The organism is Bacillus sp. 3255, assembly GCF_031456485.1.
Lineage (GTDB): Bacteria > Bacillota > Bacilli > Paenibacillales > NBRC-103111 > Paenibacillus_E.
The window spans coordinates 86,032-102,787 of the sequence record NZ_JAVDUS010000007.1; the positions used below are offsets into that span (position 1 = coordinate 86,032).

Sequence of the window (16,756 nt, forward strand, 5' to 3'; positions counted from 1 at the left end):
CGCAAAGCGGATATGGCAAATGGGCGATATATACAGAATCAGGCCATGCAAAAAGTCGGATTTGGATGATGCATCGATGATTTCGAGGATTTCTTAAGCCATGGTGGCTAGCTAAGATAAATTGTGTAATCGCTCTTACACGGAGCCACAAAAGGGAGGGTCAACTTCACATGCCACATCGAAAACAATCCGGATTAAGCGGCAAGCAAAAGGCAAGTTTGCTTCTAACCTGTACATTGGTAGGAAGCTTGTTAACGGGATGTGCGAATCAAGGGTCTACAACTGAAAGCGTTTCAACACCACAAGGTACGAGCGAAGGGAAGATCAGCTTCAAATACTGGTCACCGCTGAATCCTAATGCGGCTGCTGTTGTCAAAAATTTAGGCGAGGTTGAGATGTATAAAGAATTGGAGAAACGCACGGGTGTTCACGCGGACTTCTCCCACCCGCCGCAAGGGAATGAGAAAGAACAGTTTAACCTGCTGATCGCTTCCAAAGATTTGCCGGATCTTATGGAATACAACTGGCTGGCATATCCCGGCGGCCCGGAGAAGGCCATTAATGATAAGGTTATTATCAAATTAAACGATCTGGTCGATAAGTTCGCGCCGAACCTCAAGAAATATTTGAACGACAATCCGCAGGTAGCGAAGCAAGTGAAGACAGACAGCGGGACCATGTATGTCATACCATCGCTTGGCATCGGTAAGGTGAATACGTTCTCTGGACCACTGGTCCGGAAGGATTGGCTCGATGAGCTGGGACTGGCTGTTCCGGAAACATTGGACGAGTGGACGAAGGTGCTGCGCGAATTTAAAAGCAAAAAAGGCGTAGCAGCTCCTTATACGACTTATATCGATAAAGCGGATGCCAATAAAACGAATGATTTTATCGCGGGAGCTTTCGGCATCGGACGTGACTTTTACCTAGATAACGGTAAAGTGAAATACGGGCCGTTGGAGCCGGCTTATAAGGAGTACCTGCAATTCCTCCGCAGCTGGTATAAAGAAGGGTTAATCGATCCGGACTTCGGCGCCAACGATAAGAAAACGATCGACGCGAAGATGACATCCGGTAAGTCAGGCGCGGTATTTGGCTTTGCGGGCAGCTCTATCGGCGTATATTTGAAAGGCGGATCTGAGAAGGATCCGAAATATGATCTGGCAGCCGCCCAGTATCCTGTTCTGAAAAAAGGAGATCAACCGAGTTTTGTCAATAAGCAGGTGGCCTACCGACCGGATGGCAGCGTAGCGGTCTCCGCATCGAACAAGCATCCGGAGGAAGCGGTCAAGTGGCTCGATTACATGTTCAGCGAAGAAGGCCACATGCTGGAGAGCTTCGGTGTAGAGGGGCAAACCTACAAATTGGAGAACGGCTATCCGAAATATACCGATCTCATTCTGAAAAATCCGGATAAGCTTGCGATCTCCCTGGCACTGACGAAATTCACGCGCGCCAACTATCCGTCACCGGGGTTTGTCAACGATGACCGCTATTTGGAACAGTTCTACGAGTTGAAGCAGCAAAAAGAATCCATTCAAGTATGGGGCAAATTCGAGAATAACGCAGATAAAGTGAAGATGCCGCTCGTCAGCGCGACGCAGGAAGAATCCGAGCAGCTTGCTAAAATTATGGCGGAAGTCAGAACGTACAGCGACGAAATGTACACGAAATTTATTATGGGTGCGGAACCGGTTGAAAACTTCGATCAATATGTAAATCAAATGAAGAAAATGAATATCGAAAAAGCAATTCAGCTGCAGCAAGCTGCAGTGGATCGCTTCAACAAGAGATAACGGATAAGAGGTGAGTATTGTGCAGCATATGCCTTCTTCAAGTGCTGCCGCGGGTCAAGTTCGGAAGCCGGGGGATGCCCCCATTCCGGGCTTCTTCCGACTCGCGGCTAGAGATCTTTTCCGGAACCGAGCCATTTATTTGATGCTGATTCCGGTTATTTTGTATTACGCTATTTTTCAATACGGCCCCATGTACGGTGCGGTCATTGCCTTCAAAAAGTTTGATCTCGTGAAAGGCGTATGGGGCAGCCCGTGGGTTGGCTTCGAGCATTTTAAGGAATTTTTCCAGGGGTATTATTTCTGGCGATTAATGCGCAATACGCTGCTAATCTCCTTGTATCAGCTTGTTTTCGCGTTTCCTGCGCCAATTATTTTAGCCTTGCTGCTGAATGAAATTACTCGAAAATGGTTTAAACAGCTCGTACAAACCGTCACCTATATGCCGCACTTTATCTCGCTTGTCGTCGTGTGCGGGATGATCGCACAGTTTACTTCACGGGACGGATTCCTTACGTCCATCGTGACCTTGTTTGGCGGCGAGCAAACCGCCCTGCTTTCGCAGGCGGATAACTTCCGGACGATCTTCGTGTCCTCGGGCATTTGGCAGCAAGTCGGTTGGGGCTCCATCATCTACTTGGCAGCTTTATCAGGCATCAATCCCGAGCTTTATGAAGCGGCTACTGTCGACGGTGCGGGGAGATTCCGCAAGCTGACAAGCATTACGATACCTGGCATTATGCCGACGATCGTCATTCTGTTTATTTTGCAAATCGGGCATATGATGGATGTCGGGTTTGAGAAGATTGTCCTGCTCTATAATCCAAATACGTACGAAACGGCGGATGTCATCAATTCCTTCGTTTACCGTAAAGGGCTTGGCGGCAGCTTTGAATTCAGCTTTACGACGGCTGTGGGACTTTTCCAATCTGTCATTAACTTTACCTTGCTGATCAGCGCCAACTACATCTCCCGCAAATTAAACGAAACTAGCTTATGGTAAATAACCGGAAAGGAGAGTGAACCTGCTGTGGTTAAAAAGTCAACCGGCTCCGTTGTATTTGATGCCTGTAATGTCATCGCGTTAAGTCTGCTCGTCGTCATTACGGCGTATCCGCTTCTTTATGTTGTCATTGCATCCTTTAGCAATTCCGAGCTGCTGGTCAGTCATACGGGGCTCCTGTTCAAACCGCTCGGCTTCCAAATGGAGGCGTATAAGCTGGTGCTGAGCAACCCGAATATTTTGTCAGGCTACCGCAACACGCTTGTCGTCGTGATCGGCGGCACGCTGCTCAGTTTGTTTCTGACGGCGTTAGGCGCTTATGGGCTGTCGCGTAAAGGGCTCATGTTCGGCCGTCCGCTCATGATCGCCGTCGTTTTCACAATGTTCTTCTCCGGCGGATTGATTCCCACTTATCTGCTCGTGTATAATACACTGCATCTGGGGAACAACCTCCTGGCACTGGTCTTGCCGACGGCGATTTCGACCTGGAATTTGATCGTGCTTCGCACTGCTTTTGCGGCAATTCCGGAGAGCTTGATTGAGTCTGCCAAGATGGACGGTGCCGGCGAGTACACCGTGCTGTTCCGTATCGTCATTCCGCTTGCCATGCCGGCGATGGCCGTGATGATTTTATTTTATGGCGTCGGACATTGGAATGCATGGTTCTCGGCCATGATCTATCTGCGGGACAGAGAGCTGTATCCGCTGCAGCTGATTATGCGGGAAATTCTCCTGCAAAATAGTGTAGATTCGATGACAAGCGCCGCTTCTGGCGCTGACGATAAATATTCGATCGGTGAGAGTATTAAATATGCGACGATTGTCGTGGCGACGGCTCCGATCTTGTTCGTGTATCCGTTCCTGCAGAAATATTTTGCAAAAGGCGTCATGATTGGAGCCATCAAAGAGTAACGTACAGGATGATGTGAAGGGGACGGCAGAAATGGCATTGAAGGGACGTTTTACATTCAGGCGCTTTAGCATCTTATGGTCTTGGTTTCTATCCTATTCGGTCATTCTGCTGATTCCGATTCTAATTGGGTTGTTCGTCTATTTGCAGGTCCGTCAGCTGGTGGAAACGGAAATAAACCGTGCGAATGCAGCGCTGCTAGAACAGGTTAAGCAAGTGCTGGACGGACAGATTGACAATGTGAACCGGATGAGCGTCCAGGAAGCGTTTCTTCCGCAAGTCAGGGGACTTCTCTATGCAGAGCAGCCGCTCACCGAGCAGACACGGTATTCCATTACGCTGGCGCTCAAGGAATTCAAGAGCTTGATGGTAGCACATGAAATGGTCACGGATTCATATGTGTATTACCGCAAAGGTAACTTCCTGCTTTCACAGAGTGCGGTCTATGATCCGGATGACTATTTTCAAACTCACCATGCGACAGGCAGCAATACGAAGAAGGAATGGGACGCTTTATTGAACCGAAAGTACGTGGGGGATTTGGTGGTATATCCGTATACCAACGATGTGGGCGTTACCAAGCAAGCTATCCTGTATATGCGTTCCCTTCCGGCTGAAGACCGGGGAGAGCCGCTGGGCACGAGTGTTGTCGTGCTCGAAATGGAGCGGTTCCAAGCGCCGATTCAGAAAATGAATTGGATTAATCAAGGCTCCGTGTTCATACTGACGGAAGACAACGTCGTGCTGGCCTCGACCAAGGCGATGCGCTTGCCCGCGTCCATCTCGTATGACCGGCTGACCGAACAGAGCGGGATGGTCAACGAAACGTGGGACGGAGAAAAAATGGCCGTCTCCTATATCACCTCGGACAGCGCGAAATTAAAATATATTTCGGTGCTGCCAGTGCAGGTGTTTCAGGAAAAATCGTCCTACATCCGCAATCTGACGATTCTGGGGCTCCTGGCCACTCTGTTGCTCGGAGCGGCAGCGGCCTATCTATTGGCAAGACGCAGCTATCATCCGGTGAATAAGCTGGTGCGCTCCTTGTCCAATCAAGCGCAGTTCTCGCTTGCCGAAGCGGGGAACGAGTACTCGCTCATCTTTCACGCGCTCGATCAGCAGAATAAAATGCTTCGCAACTATTTGTTTGAACGGCTGATGAAAGGGAGGCTAGAGCCGAATTTCCCATTGCGCGAGGCGCTGGAGACACATGAGATTACGTTCGCCGGCGAGCGGTTTGCAGTAATGCTCATTCTGATCGAGGATTATTCGGAGATGTTCCGTCAGCCTCATGAGGATGCCGAGCATCAACACAGGTTCGTGCAAATGATTGTCGGCAATATCGTCGAAGAAATGTGCAGACAACGGCATGTCGCTTATATGACGGATTTGGACGATATGCTGGCCTGCCTGATCAATGTGCAGAGCGGCTCGGATGAGGAGGTGCAGGAGGAGCTGTACCGAATTGTCGGAGAAGCGAGACAACTCATTGAGCGCAAATTCAACATATTGTTCACGACATCAATCAGCCGCATTCATCTAACGACCGGCGGCATCCCTGCAGCCTATCAAGAAGCGCTTAAAGCGATGGAGTACAAAATGCTGATGGGCAGCACCGAAATAATTCAGTATGAGCAGCTGCAGAGCCAAGAGCCGGAGTACTGGTTTACCTGGGAGAAGGAACAGCGTCTTATCACGGCTATCAAAGTGGGGGAGACGTCTTTGGCGCTCGCACTGCTGGACGAAGTATTCGAAGCGATGCATGTGCATAAAAGGTTGCCGATCGAAATGGTGCGCTGCTTCCTCTTTGATATGGCCGGTACGGTGATGAAGGCTTTATATGAAGCGGACTACAACCGGTCTTCCATGTCCGATCAGCAGCAGGCTCTGTGGCGTCTGTTGGAATCCGAGAACGTCAACGATATCCAAAGAGGGTTGTCCGAAATTCTAAAGCAAATTACCGGCGATCTCAGCCAGAAAAAAAATCGGCCTTCGGGCCTCGTCGATGACCTGACGGCATATATGCAGGCTCATTACCAGGAAGCGAATCTCGGCGTGGCGGCGATCGCGGAGCATTTTGGCATGAACCCGGTTTATTTGACCCGCGTTTATAAAGAGCACACCCGGGACACCCTGCTGGACGCCTTGAATAAAACCCGAATTCAAGCGGCCAAAGAGTTACTTGTCGATGACAAGCTAACCATTAAGGAAATTGCCGAACAGGTCGGCTTTTACAGCTCCAACACATTTATCCGCACGTTTAAAAAAGTGGAAAGCATTACGCCCGGGATGTACCGGGATATGCTCAAAGGTATTGCGAAGCATTGAATAAGGCTGCCCCGCAGGTCGACGATCTATGGGGCAGCCTTTTTGGTGTTCGCGTAGTTAGTAAGAGCTCTTCGTATTCCCAAGGTTCGGGAGATAAGAAGAGCTCTGTTTCATTGCTATGGCTTCGCTTGCTTATGGTCCAGGATGTTAAGCATTAGAATAATGGCTTCAGCTCTTGTAGCCTGAGCCTGCGGCTCGAAGCGGTTCAGGTTCCGGCCTTGCAGGATGCCGAGCTTGCTTATTGAGGCCACAGCGCTCCCGGCCCAAACTGGAATCTCAGGATCTGCCTCCGTACGGTTGACCATCACCTGATAAGTCGTAGTTGTGGCCACTTGGCAAATAGTGTGGTGCTGGAGGCGATGGCGGTCGTACCGAAGGAAAATGGCGTTGTCAGGGCCTCATCGTTAAACCACCCGCCAAACGTGTAGCCGCTTCTCACCGGTGCAGCAGGTTCGGCGGCGAAGCCGTTCTCATCAACCGTTTGGCTGCCGACGCTAGACCCTCCATTGCTTTCAAAGTTGACGCTGAACGTTGCAGGATACGGGAGAGCAGCCAGCGGCTGCTTCTCCGTATAGATAATTAACTGCGGTCCTAATCCTGCACTTTCCTTGGCATAGTAGGAATGAATCACATTGCTGGTCATGTAGGTGATCCCCAGACTTATTTTCTTATCGCCGGCCAGCTCGCTGATCACCTGTTCCGTAACATCGACATCGACATATTGGTTAGCTGCCGGAACGGTCCAAGATCCTAGCAGATCACTCATGACAGGCTTGTTGTTGTCGGTGATCGTCATTTCTCCCCAAGCATCATCGCTGACCAACTGTAGTTTATCGGTAAAGGTTCCTGTTGCAGCTGAGGTTAGACGCAGCTTGGCGGATGTAACCGTTCCCGTCACCTTCGACAAATCAAAGCGAAGATAGGATTCTCTCGGTGTTGAAGGGCTCTTAACCAGCAGTGACGCATTGCTTCCGTAATTGGTTGTCGGCGTGGCGCCGGCAACGAAGCTGTCTGCTTCTGCGCCGAGTACGTATCCCGTACGGCTCTTGGTATAGACCCGTATTTTGGCCGCTTGGCTGCCATTGCCGTTCTCTTTTGTGTAGTAAGTATGCGATATTCCGATATTCGTCGGGGAAGAAAGAAGCAGGCTCAACTGTTTGTCTCCAGCCAGCTCGGAGAGTACCTGCCCGCTGACATCCACGACGGCTTGCTGGCCTGCATCAGGTGTGCTCCAGGAGGTGAACGCAGCTCCTCCGGAAGGCGCACCCGCAGGCAGGAGCGTCGATTCCTCCCAAGTATCGTCACTGACCACTTGAAGCTGATCGGTTGACGTTCCGGATGTGGCAGAGGTCAAGATCATCTTACTGTACTCCGGCGATACATCCGTCGGCAGATCGGAGAGCTGAAAGCGCAAATAGGCTTTCCTGACGGAAACCGGATTTGCAGAACCCCGGATTTCCATCGTTTTGGCGGCCCCGTAGTTGCTGGTCGTCTTGCCCATGTTCACATGCGCGTCCGCCGCAACCGCGATGGTATAATAATCCGCATCCCGAACGGTATGACGATAGATATGGAACGGATCGCCTGCCGTGCTCTTCATAACAAGCTTGCCGATGTCTTGAATGGCCGGGGCGCCGGTACGGTAAGCATAATGGTCCGCAATCTGCACCTCGGGTCCGTCTTTTGGCGCAATGAACACGCTGTACGTCTTAGAAGCAAGATCGGTCAAAATGCTGATGTGATAGGATTCCCCGGCTGTGTACGTGAGAGGATACGTTCGGGCGTAGCCCGTACCGTTCCAAGCTTTAAACGTACCGTTCGCATCCAGTGAAATCGAGATCGGAAGATCGGCGTCACTGCCTGCTGCTGACGATTGGCCTGTATAGCCAATCACGGCGCCGTTCGTCCTTCCTGTCGGGATGAAATCAAATTCTATGGTTTGGACACCGGTATGGCCGGCACCCAGGTCCTTTTCGCTGATCGAGGAGGACGACAACCAGGCAGGCACGGCAACCGCATACAGTTCGTCGCCCGACATCGTAAAGTTCGTCAGCGGGGTGCCGTTTAATTTCACTGCAGTGGCTCCCGGTGCTTTAATTGCGATCGCACCGGCTGCATGAGGATCGCTTGCAGCGACGAGATTGGAGCCGTTGATCTCTACGGTTGAGCCATTCCAATCTACGGCGATATTGTCGATCATCATGTTTGAGGTGATGAGATTCGTGCCGCTGGCGGCAAATGTAGAGCCGGATTTCAGCAAGGCTGATTGAACGGTGCCGTTCGATGATTTTTCCGCATAAGCCAGTCTCCCGTCAAACGTGAACGTATCGAAGCTGCGCACAAAGCGTGGAATTTCTTCATGAGATACATAGTAGTAGCCGGACGTTCCCGCAGCTCCGATATGATCGATTTTCAGCGCGCTTGCCACAGTGGTTGCTACGGATGGCGCAACCGTCAGCCGGTTCACCTGCACATCCCGGTTATCTCCGCTTGCGGTCGGATACAAGATCGTGTCAAAGGTGACATCTCCTGTTACCTGTTTGGAGTAGGAGGTATAAGTGGCATCCGCTACGGAATAAAATGCTTGGGAATAATAGCCATGATCAAGGGAAGCTGTCAGCTGGCCGGGGTCAGCCGGCACAACTTGCATATTACCGTAGGCGTCGTTGAATCTGGTGTTTGTCTTTTTGCTGCTTTCAGCGAGAGCCGGATTCGCAGACGGTAGAAAGTGCCAAGTTTGCTGATACTTATTACTGCCGCCAGAGGCCCGCACGTAATCCGAAACGATGGAGTAGGACGATTTCAGAAAGAGAACGTCCCGCACATAGGTAAACCCGGGCACATTTCGGGTGACGCCCTGGACATAATTGAATTTGCCGTTATCGGCCCAATCCTGCAGCGAGCCTTCGGCTGTGGTTTGTGCCGTATCGTTAATTTCAATCGTATTGTGCGACTCCGTCGAGAATCTCAACCAGTTGGAAACGGGCTCATCGCTGTACGATAAGGCACCGGGGTCAACCAAGAGCGGCCTGCCGTTCGCATAATAGACGATGCCGTTGTCATCCGGGTGCCGATGCGAGGTTTGCTGCTTGGTATTGATAAACAAATACCGGTCGTTCGGCGACCAACCGCTCCTCATAATACCGGTATTACTTACCGGATAGTAAGCGGACGTATAAGCGGGAGGTGCTCCTTGCGCACCTGCGGTACCGACGTACTGAAGGCCGCTGTCCCCGTAAAGATCGCCTATCTGTTTGACGATCGCTTTGATGTCCAAGGAGCTGCCGTCCCCGAAGAGGGGCAGGATGCCGTTCGGATAGGCCATATCCGCCAAGTACTTGCCCATCCCCAGCAGATAGGAATCAAAGGTCGAATTGAACGACATGCCATTCAGGTTGCCCAGCTCCTTGGATACGAGAAAAGCATTGGCAGAAGCGACAGTGTAGCTCGCACTTGATTCGGAATAAGAGCCGTCACTGAAGTTCAAGGAAGAAATCAGCGAATCGAAGCGGCTGTTGGCAATTGACAGCCAAGATGCGGATTCAGTGAATTCTGGAAAATAGACGGCAATGCTGTAGAATGCCTGCAATTCAAACGCCCCGTGATTGTTGCGGGGATCGTAGCCCTCCGGCGTTGCGAAATGCGCGCCTTTTTTCCAAAAGGTTTTGAGCAGATCGGTATTGGCGGAGGCTGTTAAAGAGCTGCTGCTCCGAAGGACGTGATAAGCCTTCACCCAGTTGGCGGCGCGGATCGAAGCCTGGAAGGTCAAAGGGAATCGGCCTGCGCCTTCCGTCAGGGAGGAAGCGTCGCCATCTCGAATGATATCGAGCATATAAGCCAGATAGCTTGCCGCATAGCTCTCCGTCCGTGTTAAGGCATAAGCGGTGATAAGCGGATTCAGCCAGTTGAAATTGGTAATCTGCATCGCATATTGCTGATCTGCAATACCGGTTGCAGGGCCGACCCAGTCGGTGCCGTCCGGATTACCCTGCCAGGAGAACGTTTTGCCGCTGTGATTGGCGTAAGTGAGATACGCTTCATCCCATGCGTTGTCTCCCGTTTGGTACAGCATCACATCCGTGCCGCCCTCCTCTTCCGAGTAACCGGATAGCTGCAAGGTGGCGCCGGTGACCGTACCGGCAATGGCGCTCAAATCGAATTTGAGATACGCCTTGCGCGTATTCGAATCATAAGGTGCGCCTGATTCAAGCACCTGGAGCAGCGGCTCGCCGGCGTGAATGCTTGAGTCGTTGCCGCGAATGAACGTATCCATCGTCGGGAGCAAGGTCGCGGTCTGGGCACCGGAGTTGTTCGTATACTGCACGGTGAGCAGGGGCTGGCACGAGTCAATCGGTGTCAGGGTGCAGTTCTGTTCACGGCTGTACAGCATAGCCGGCTCAGCGCTTTTGTAGCGCCCCATGAGCATGAAGCTTAGCATTTTGTCGGCGCTGAGAGCGCTATTGACCTTGGAAAGCATATCGAAGCTGGACGTGCCGGGTGTATTCGAGACCGTAAATGTCGTCAGATACAACTCTTTCAGAGGCGTAATAATATGATCCATGAGAATCGGCAGCATATTCGGATTGAAGGAGCTGTCTTCATAGCCTTGAATCGTACGCGTGCTGCGATTGGCGAAATAGGTCAGCAGCTCTTCCTCCGCTTGCGCGTAATTACCGGCTTGAACGCGGGATTGTACAGCGCTTAATGCCGGAAAAGCGGCATAATTGAGTTTGCCGGGCGTCAACCACTGACTGGCTGCCGGATCCCAGAGGCCGAAAAAATCGGCATCGGACATACTGCTTACCCCCGTGGAGGCAGCATAGGCTCTCTGAGGTGCGGCGAGTGCGGGCAGCACAAGCTGCAGACACAGCAGGATCGATAGAAAGGCGAAGTGGATTGCTTTCGGGTAACGCAGATTCATTTTTTTCAATAGACGGCGGACCTCCTTATACGTTGCTTGCCTAAAAAATAGTGTCATATGGAAACCTCCATGAATGTCACTGAGTTGAGGGTGTATATCGCCATGTTGTGCAAGCGCTTGCATATATGGCTGATTCGCAGAGAACCTCTGTACACTGTAACGGCCGTTACTCGTCTATCATAGCCAGCATACGAGCGATTGGGAATCGTCGGTTTCATGGGCAGATCGCCGAAACCCGACTTTTGCCTTGTTTTCAGGCGTATAGTTATCGTCTAAATACGACTTTAGGGTTTCCGGACCAAGGAAACATGCGGCAGGGGGTTGGTTTTGGATGATGCGTACATGAAATGGAGGATTTCATGGCGAATGCTCGCCGGGTAAGATGGATATGAATAAGAATCTGTGCTCAGGGGTGTACAACGATGTTTGAATTGCAAACGCAAGATCAAGCTTGGTTAGCGCATGTGGTTAGCAAGATCAATGACAAAATGGCGTGGGTCAGCGAGAAATCCGCCGACAAAATTCCGTATACGACAGTACACGGCGTACACGACAATCGGATCATTGACAATCCGACAGGCGAAACGACCGACGGAATCAATTGGTGGACCAACGGCTTCTGGGGCGGCATGATGTGGCTGATGTACCACGAAACCGGCCACGAGAAGTACAAACAAATCGCGGGCTTTGCTGAAGATGCGCTCGACGAGTGCTTCCGGCAATTTTACGGACTGCATCATGACGTAGGTTTTATGTGGCTGCCGACGAGTGTGGCGAATTATAAAGTGACGTTGAACCCGGAATCGCGCAAAAGAGCGCTGCACGCCGCTAACTTGCTTGCGGGACGGTTTAATTTGGCCGGTGGTTTTATTCGTGCCTGGAACGACTCTGAGAAGCAGGATACCAGGGGCTGGGCGATCGTGGATTGCTTAATGAATTTGCCGCTGCTCTACTGGGCAAGCGAAGAAACCGGCGATCCGCGTTTCAGACAGATTGCCATACGGCATGCGGATACCGCGATGACAGCTTTCGTCCGTCCGGACGGGTCGGTAAACCATATCGTGGAGTTTGATCCGTTCGAAGGCGGTGTAGTGAAAACCTACGGAGGACAGGGTTATGAGGAGGGGTCTTCATGGACGCGCGGACAAGCATGGGCCCTCTATGGCTTCATAATGAGCTACCAGCATACGCATAAAGAGGACTATCTGCACACTGCAAAGCGCGTGGCTCATTATTTTATGGCGAATATGCCGGAGAATGGCATCATTCCGATCGACTTCCGGCAGCCGATGGAGCCGACATACGAGGATTCCACGGCGGCGGCTGTGGCAGCCTGCGGGTTGTTGGAAATCGCCAAAGCCGTGGGCGAGCGCGAGCGGGGGATGTATGTTCGCGCAGCACTGAAGCTGCTGCAAACTCTGGATGCATCCCGAACCGACTGGACCACAGAGTATGATTGCATCCTGACACATGCTTCGGCGGCGTATCATCATCCAGAACGACATACAGCTATTATTTATGGGGATTATTATTTCATTGAAGCTGTGTTCAAATTGAAGGGCAACGATTTGTATTTGTGGTAGGAGAAGCGGAATCCAATGAACGGTTTATTTCTATTATTTATATAGAAATGAACCGTCTTTTTTTTCTATTTAAAAGTTTACTGCACTTGTTCAACAGGAAAACCCTAAAGATGATTGCATTTACTTGATCCTGCTTTTTTGATACGATAAAAAAGTAAAAAGTTGCAAATTAACGCATGATCACGGGGGAGATAGGAATGCTTGCGCCGGAGAGGCATCGATTAATCTTATTGGAACTGGAATCCAAAGGGCAAGTTACTGTAGTGGAATTAAAGTCGCTGCTTCAAGTATCTCTTGATACGGTTCGCAGGGATCTTGAACGGTTGGAGCAAGAGGACAAGCTTCAGCGTGTACATGGCGGAGCCGTTTCCAAACGGGAAGAGGTTGCAACGAATCAGGCTTTCTTTAAGCGCAAAATCACGCAGAATGAAAGAAAGCAGGAGCTGGCTATGTATGCGGTTGAACTGGTGAAAGAGTATCAAGCTATTTCCCTCAACGCAGGCACAACGAACATTGAGGTTGCCAAGCGCCTTGCCGCTCGATTCGACAAGCTGACAGTCATAACGAATTCTCTTCGCGTCGCGGATATTTTAGCCCAAAAGAAGGGCTTCACGGTTATTATCCCCGGAGGTTACTTGAATCATGAGGAGTTTTCATTGTACGGGCGATCGATTGAGGAAGAAATTTTGAAGTTCAATATTGATATTGCCTTCATTAGTATCAATGCCATCTCCCTTGATAAGGGACTCACTGATTTCCGCCAAGGAGAGTCGGAGGTCATCAATGCGATGCTAAAGAGCGCCAAGCGAAGGTATGTCGTTGCCGACTCGAGTAAATTCGAAACGGTCTCTTACTTGAATATTTGCGGATTGGATCAAATTGATTCGATTGTAACTGATTCTTTTATGGATGAAACGCTTTTGGAAACTTATAAAAAACATCATATTTCCATCATTAACGCAAGTTCATTGTAGCTTGCGTTTTTATTATGTTTTCCGAGTGTTAAAAACAGCATAAAACAGCATTAAATTATTAAATTAACGTAAAATATCGCAAAATGTATTGCTTGTTTGCGTTATTTGAATCTATAATTGGAACTATCAAACGAACAAGAATTGAGGAGACAAGATGACGCAAAAAGAATGCATCAAAGCAGTAATTTTCGATTGGGCGGGTACAATAATTGACTACGGTTGCTTCGCACCTATGCATGCATTTATTCAAACCTTTGAAGAGACAGGAGTACCTATCACGATTCGGGAAGCAAGAATGCCAATGGGCCTTCTGAAATGGGATCATATTCAAGCTATTTTGCAGATGGAGAGGGTGAAAGACCGTTGGATTGCCAAGTTTGGCAAGGAGCCCGTCAAGGAGGATGTTGATCGTCTTTATGTACGCTTCGAAGTGATTTTGATGGAATCATTGAACATGTATACGGATCCCATACCGAGAGCATTAGAAACGGTGAAACAACTTCGCGATGCGGGCATAGCCATCGGTTCAACGACTGGATATACATCAGATATGATGAAGGTCATCGTTCCGGAAGCGAAGCGGAAGGGATATACACCGGACTTCATGATTGCCTCTGATGAGGCAAAGGCCGGACGGCCTTATCCATATATGATCTTCCAGAACCTAATCGAGCTAGGTATCTACCCGCCAAGAGCAGTGATCAAGGTCGGAGATACAGTCTCCGATATCCATGAGGGCAGGAATGCCGGGGTATGGACGGTCGCGGTCATACTTGGAAGCAGTGAGCTTGGCTTAACGCAGCGGGAAGTAGAGAGCATGCATGCGGATGAGCTCGCAGTACGAATGAACGAAACAAGACGCACCTTTGAACAAGCAGGGGCAGACTATATTATCGGCTCCATCGATCAACTTCCGATTGTCATTGAGGAGCTTGAACGCAGCGGGCTGGAGAGAGGCTTAAGATGAACCACTTTTACAACCCGGTAGCTGTTACCTTCGGGGCGGCATCTGCGGAAGCATTCGCTGATATCCTGCAGAACCGCTATGCAGACGTGAAGCGAGTATTGTTACTAACGAGGGGCGGGGACGTTGAGAAGAGTGCTTGTTTACACCCTGTCATGCACATGCTTTCCAAGAAAGAAACATTTCTAAAGGAAGTCACCCTATATAATCCCAATTGCGCAGATATTTTGAACCTTAAACAAGAGACTGAGCATTTCGACTATGAGCTTATTGTAGCCATTGGCGGTGGCAGCGTAATGGATGCGGCTAAGGTCTTATCGGCCTTGCAGCGGAAGAAGGTTCAATCGGTAGCTGGGGTTCGGGAGGCGATCACAAGTGAACAGTACCGCAGTGAACCGCGGTTTACGCCTTGGATCGGGATACCGACAACATCGGGAACGGGCTCTGAGGTCACATGCTGGGCTACCGTATGGGACGAGGAATGCGGAAGCAAATATTCGGTTTCCGACGTGAGGCTGTACGCGAGTGATGCGTGGATCCTTCCGGAGTTGACTGTAACCATGCCGTTGCGGCTTACCGCAGCAACTGCACTGGATGCCATGTGCCATGCAACAGAAGCGTATTGGTCCGTGCATACCAACGCAATCACCCGTGTGTATGCGCTGCAAGCAATCGAACGCATTCGGCATACGCTTCCTTTACTCATTGAGCAGCCGGATAATCTCGTATGGAGAGAACAGCTGTCTTTGGCTAGTGTGCTGGCCGGTCTGGCATTTAGCAATACGAGAACCACAGCTTGCCACTCGATCTCCTATCCGCTAACGATGGTTTATGGCATAGATCACGGCATTGCCGCGAGTCTTACGCTTGCAGCGGTGATGAGACATAACCTTGCTGCATTGATCGAACCGGAGAAGTTACTCGGTGCTTTCGGTGCTGCGAATGCAGATGAGGTTGACCATTTCATACAAAACATATATAAGGCATACGGGATTCCTGGCCGTCTAGGTCAATATGGCGCTACCGTGGAAGGCATCCGCCATATTGTGTCACTCTCATACACGAAGGGGAGAATGGATAATAATCCCATTGCAATATCGCCTGAAGGACTTGAGCGAATGCTGATTTCGTTAATTTAGGGTTGTACGATGGATGTGGAATTCTAAACGACTAGGGAGGACTAATTAAATGAAAAAGAAGATTGTAACACTCATGGTTTCTTTAACTCTGGTGGCCGTAGCGGCAGGCTGCGGTACCAAAGCCGGTGAGGCAGAGAAAGGCTCGGCGGCTGTAAAGACCAAGGATACCATTACGATCGCTTGGTACCCTAATGAATCCGGCGCAGAAATGAAAGGCGCCCGCGAAGAAATTGGCAACGTGGTTGCTGCTGCAACGGGGAAAAAGGTAGAGCACAAGACGACGACGGATTATACCATCGCGATCGAGGCGATTGCCAGCGGCAGCGCTGACATTGCATATATGGGCGCACAAGGCTATGTCGAGGCGAATGCAAAGAATAAGAAAGTTCAGCCATTGGTCATTCAAAGCGGAGAGTCCGGTACGCTGGAGGATGCCGTTTACTATAGCTGGTTAAGCGTACGTAAAGGCGAGGAAGATGCTTACAAAAGCGGCAGCGGTTACTCCATTGACCATATTGCCGGTAAGAAGTTTTCATTTGTGTCCAATTCCTCCACATCCGGGTTTAAGGTTCCTTCTGCCGGCATCGTCAATTACTTTAGCAAACAAGAGCAATATAAGAAATTGACTGTCGATGATTTAATTTTGGGCGGAAAAGGCAAGTTTTTTAGCGAAGTGCTCTTCGGAGGAACGCACCAGGGTTCAGCAGTGAATTTGTTGAATAGCAAAGCTGACGTTGCCGCTTTCTGCGATACTTGTGTTGCCAACTACATCGAGTTAGAAGCGGGTAAGGCGAATATGGCTGGAGCGGTATATAAAGTTAAACAAGGTGCAGCGGAACCATTCAACACGATGATCGGCAAAGAGTTCACACTTATTTACTCTACACCCGTATTGAATCAGCCGTTTGTTATCAACACAGGTACGATCAGCGAGGAAGACAAAAAGAAATTAGAGGATTCTTTTACATCCGATTCCGTCACGAAAAATACTCAGATCTTCCTGCCCAAAGATTCGAAGGATGCCGGCATGTTCAAGCAAAAGAGCGGCAAAGAAAAATTCCTGACTGTAAATGACGAGTTTTTTGGTCCGGTCAGAATGCTGTCTAATTAAAAGTTTTGCAAGGAAAGCAAAACCTATCGG

At 50.1% G+C, this 16,756-nt stretch carries 11 protein-coding genes; 9 read left to right on the plus strand and 2 right to left on the minus strand.

The window, feature by feature from the left end:
• Window positions 1-170 precede the first annotated feature (170 nt).
• The 4 genes from J2X61_RS12660 to J2X61_RS12675 are packed head-to-tail and all read left to right on the plus strand — an operon-like array spanning window position 171 to window position 6,034.
• Window positions 171-1,796, plus strand: a complete 1,626-nt coding sequence (locus J2X61_RS12660) for an extracellular solute-binding protein (RefSeq protein WP_310188152.1) — start codon at window positions 171-173, stop codon at window positions 1,794-1,796.
• A 28-nt stretch (window positions 1,797-1,824) separates the two neighbouring features.
• Window positions 1,825-2,796, plus strand: coding sequence for an ABC transporter permease (locus tag J2X61_RS12665; RefSeq protein WP_396135442.1), 972 nt, complete (start codon window positions 1,825-1,827; stop codon window positions 2,794-2,796).
• 27 nt (window positions 2,797-2,823) lie between these two features.
• The gene (locus tag J2X61_RS12670) at window positions 2,824-3,708 is read left to right on the plus strand and encodes a carbohydrate ABC transporter permease (protein ID WP_310188153.1); all 885 of its coding nucleotides are present in this window, start codon (window positions 2,824-2,826) and stop codon (window positions 3,706-3,708) included.
• A 31-nt stretch (window positions 3,709-3,739) separates the two neighbouring features.
• Window positions 3,740-6,034, plus strand: coding sequence for an AraC family transcriptional regulator (locus J2X61_RS12675; RefSeq protein ID WP_310188154.1), 2,295 nt, complete (start codon window positions 3,740-3,742; stop codon window positions 6,032-6,034).
• A 116-nt stretch (window positions 6,035-6,150) separates the two neighbouring features.
• Here the strand turns inward: J2X61_RS12675 and J2X61_RS12680 are convergent, their stop codons facing one another.
• Window positions 6,151-6,339, minus strand: coding sequence for an S-layer homology domain-containing protein (locus J2X61_RS12680; protein WP_310188155.1), 189 nt, complete (start codon window positions 6,337-6,339; stop codon window positions 6,151-6,153).
• Window positions 6,339-10,955 (minus strand): CBM96 family carbohydrate-binding protein, encoded by a 4,617-nt coding sequence (locus tag J2X61_RS12685; protein ID WP_310188336.1) that lies wholly within the window; start codon window positions 10,953-10,955, stop codon window positions 6,339-6,341. Before J2X61_RS12685 ends, J2X61_RS12680 begins: the two co-directional genes overlap by 1 nt.
• A gap of 422 nt (window positions 10,956-11,377) precedes the next feature.
• Between J2X61_RS12685 and J2X61_RS12690 the strand changes: the two genes are divergently transcribed.
• From J2X61_RS12690 to J2X61_RS12710, 5 genes are all read left to right on the plus strand, one after another.
• Window positions 11,378-12,538 (plus strand): glycoside hydrolase family 88 protein, encoded by a 1,161-nt coding sequence (locus J2X61_RS12690; protein ID WP_310188157.1) that lies wholly within the window; start codon window positions 11,378-11,380, stop codon window positions 12,536-12,538.
• Between the two features lie 197 nt (window positions 12,539-12,735).
• Entirely contained in the window at window positions 12,736-13,512 is a 777-nt protein-coding gene (locus J2X61_RS12695) for a DeoR/GlpR family DNA-binding transcription regulator (protein WP_310188159.1), read from the plus strand.
• Window positions 13,513-13,666: 154 nt separating this feature from the next.
• Window positions 13,667-14,479 (plus strand): phosphonoacetaldehyde hydrolase, encoded by an 813-nt coding sequence (phnX, locus tag J2X61_RS12700; protein WP_310188161.1) that lies wholly within the window; start codon window positions 13,667-13,669, stop codon window positions 14,477-14,479.
• Entirely contained in the window at window positions 14,476-15,615 is a 1,140-nt protein-coding gene (locus J2X61_RS12705) for a phosphonoacetaldehyde reductase (protein ID WP_310188163.1), read from the plus strand. Before phnX ends, J2X61_RS12705 begins: the two co-directional genes overlap by 4 nt.
• 49 nt (window positions 15,616-15,664) lie before the next feature.
• Window positions 15,665-16,726 carry a phosphate/phosphite/phosphonate ABC transporter substrate-binding protein gene (locus J2X61_RS12710; protein WP_310188165.1) on the plus strand — a complete coding sequence of 354 codons (1,062 nt, stop codon included), beginning with the start codon at window positions 15,665-15,667 and terminating at the stop codon, window positions 16,724-16,726.
• Window positions 16,727-16,756 lie beyond the last annotated feature (30 nt).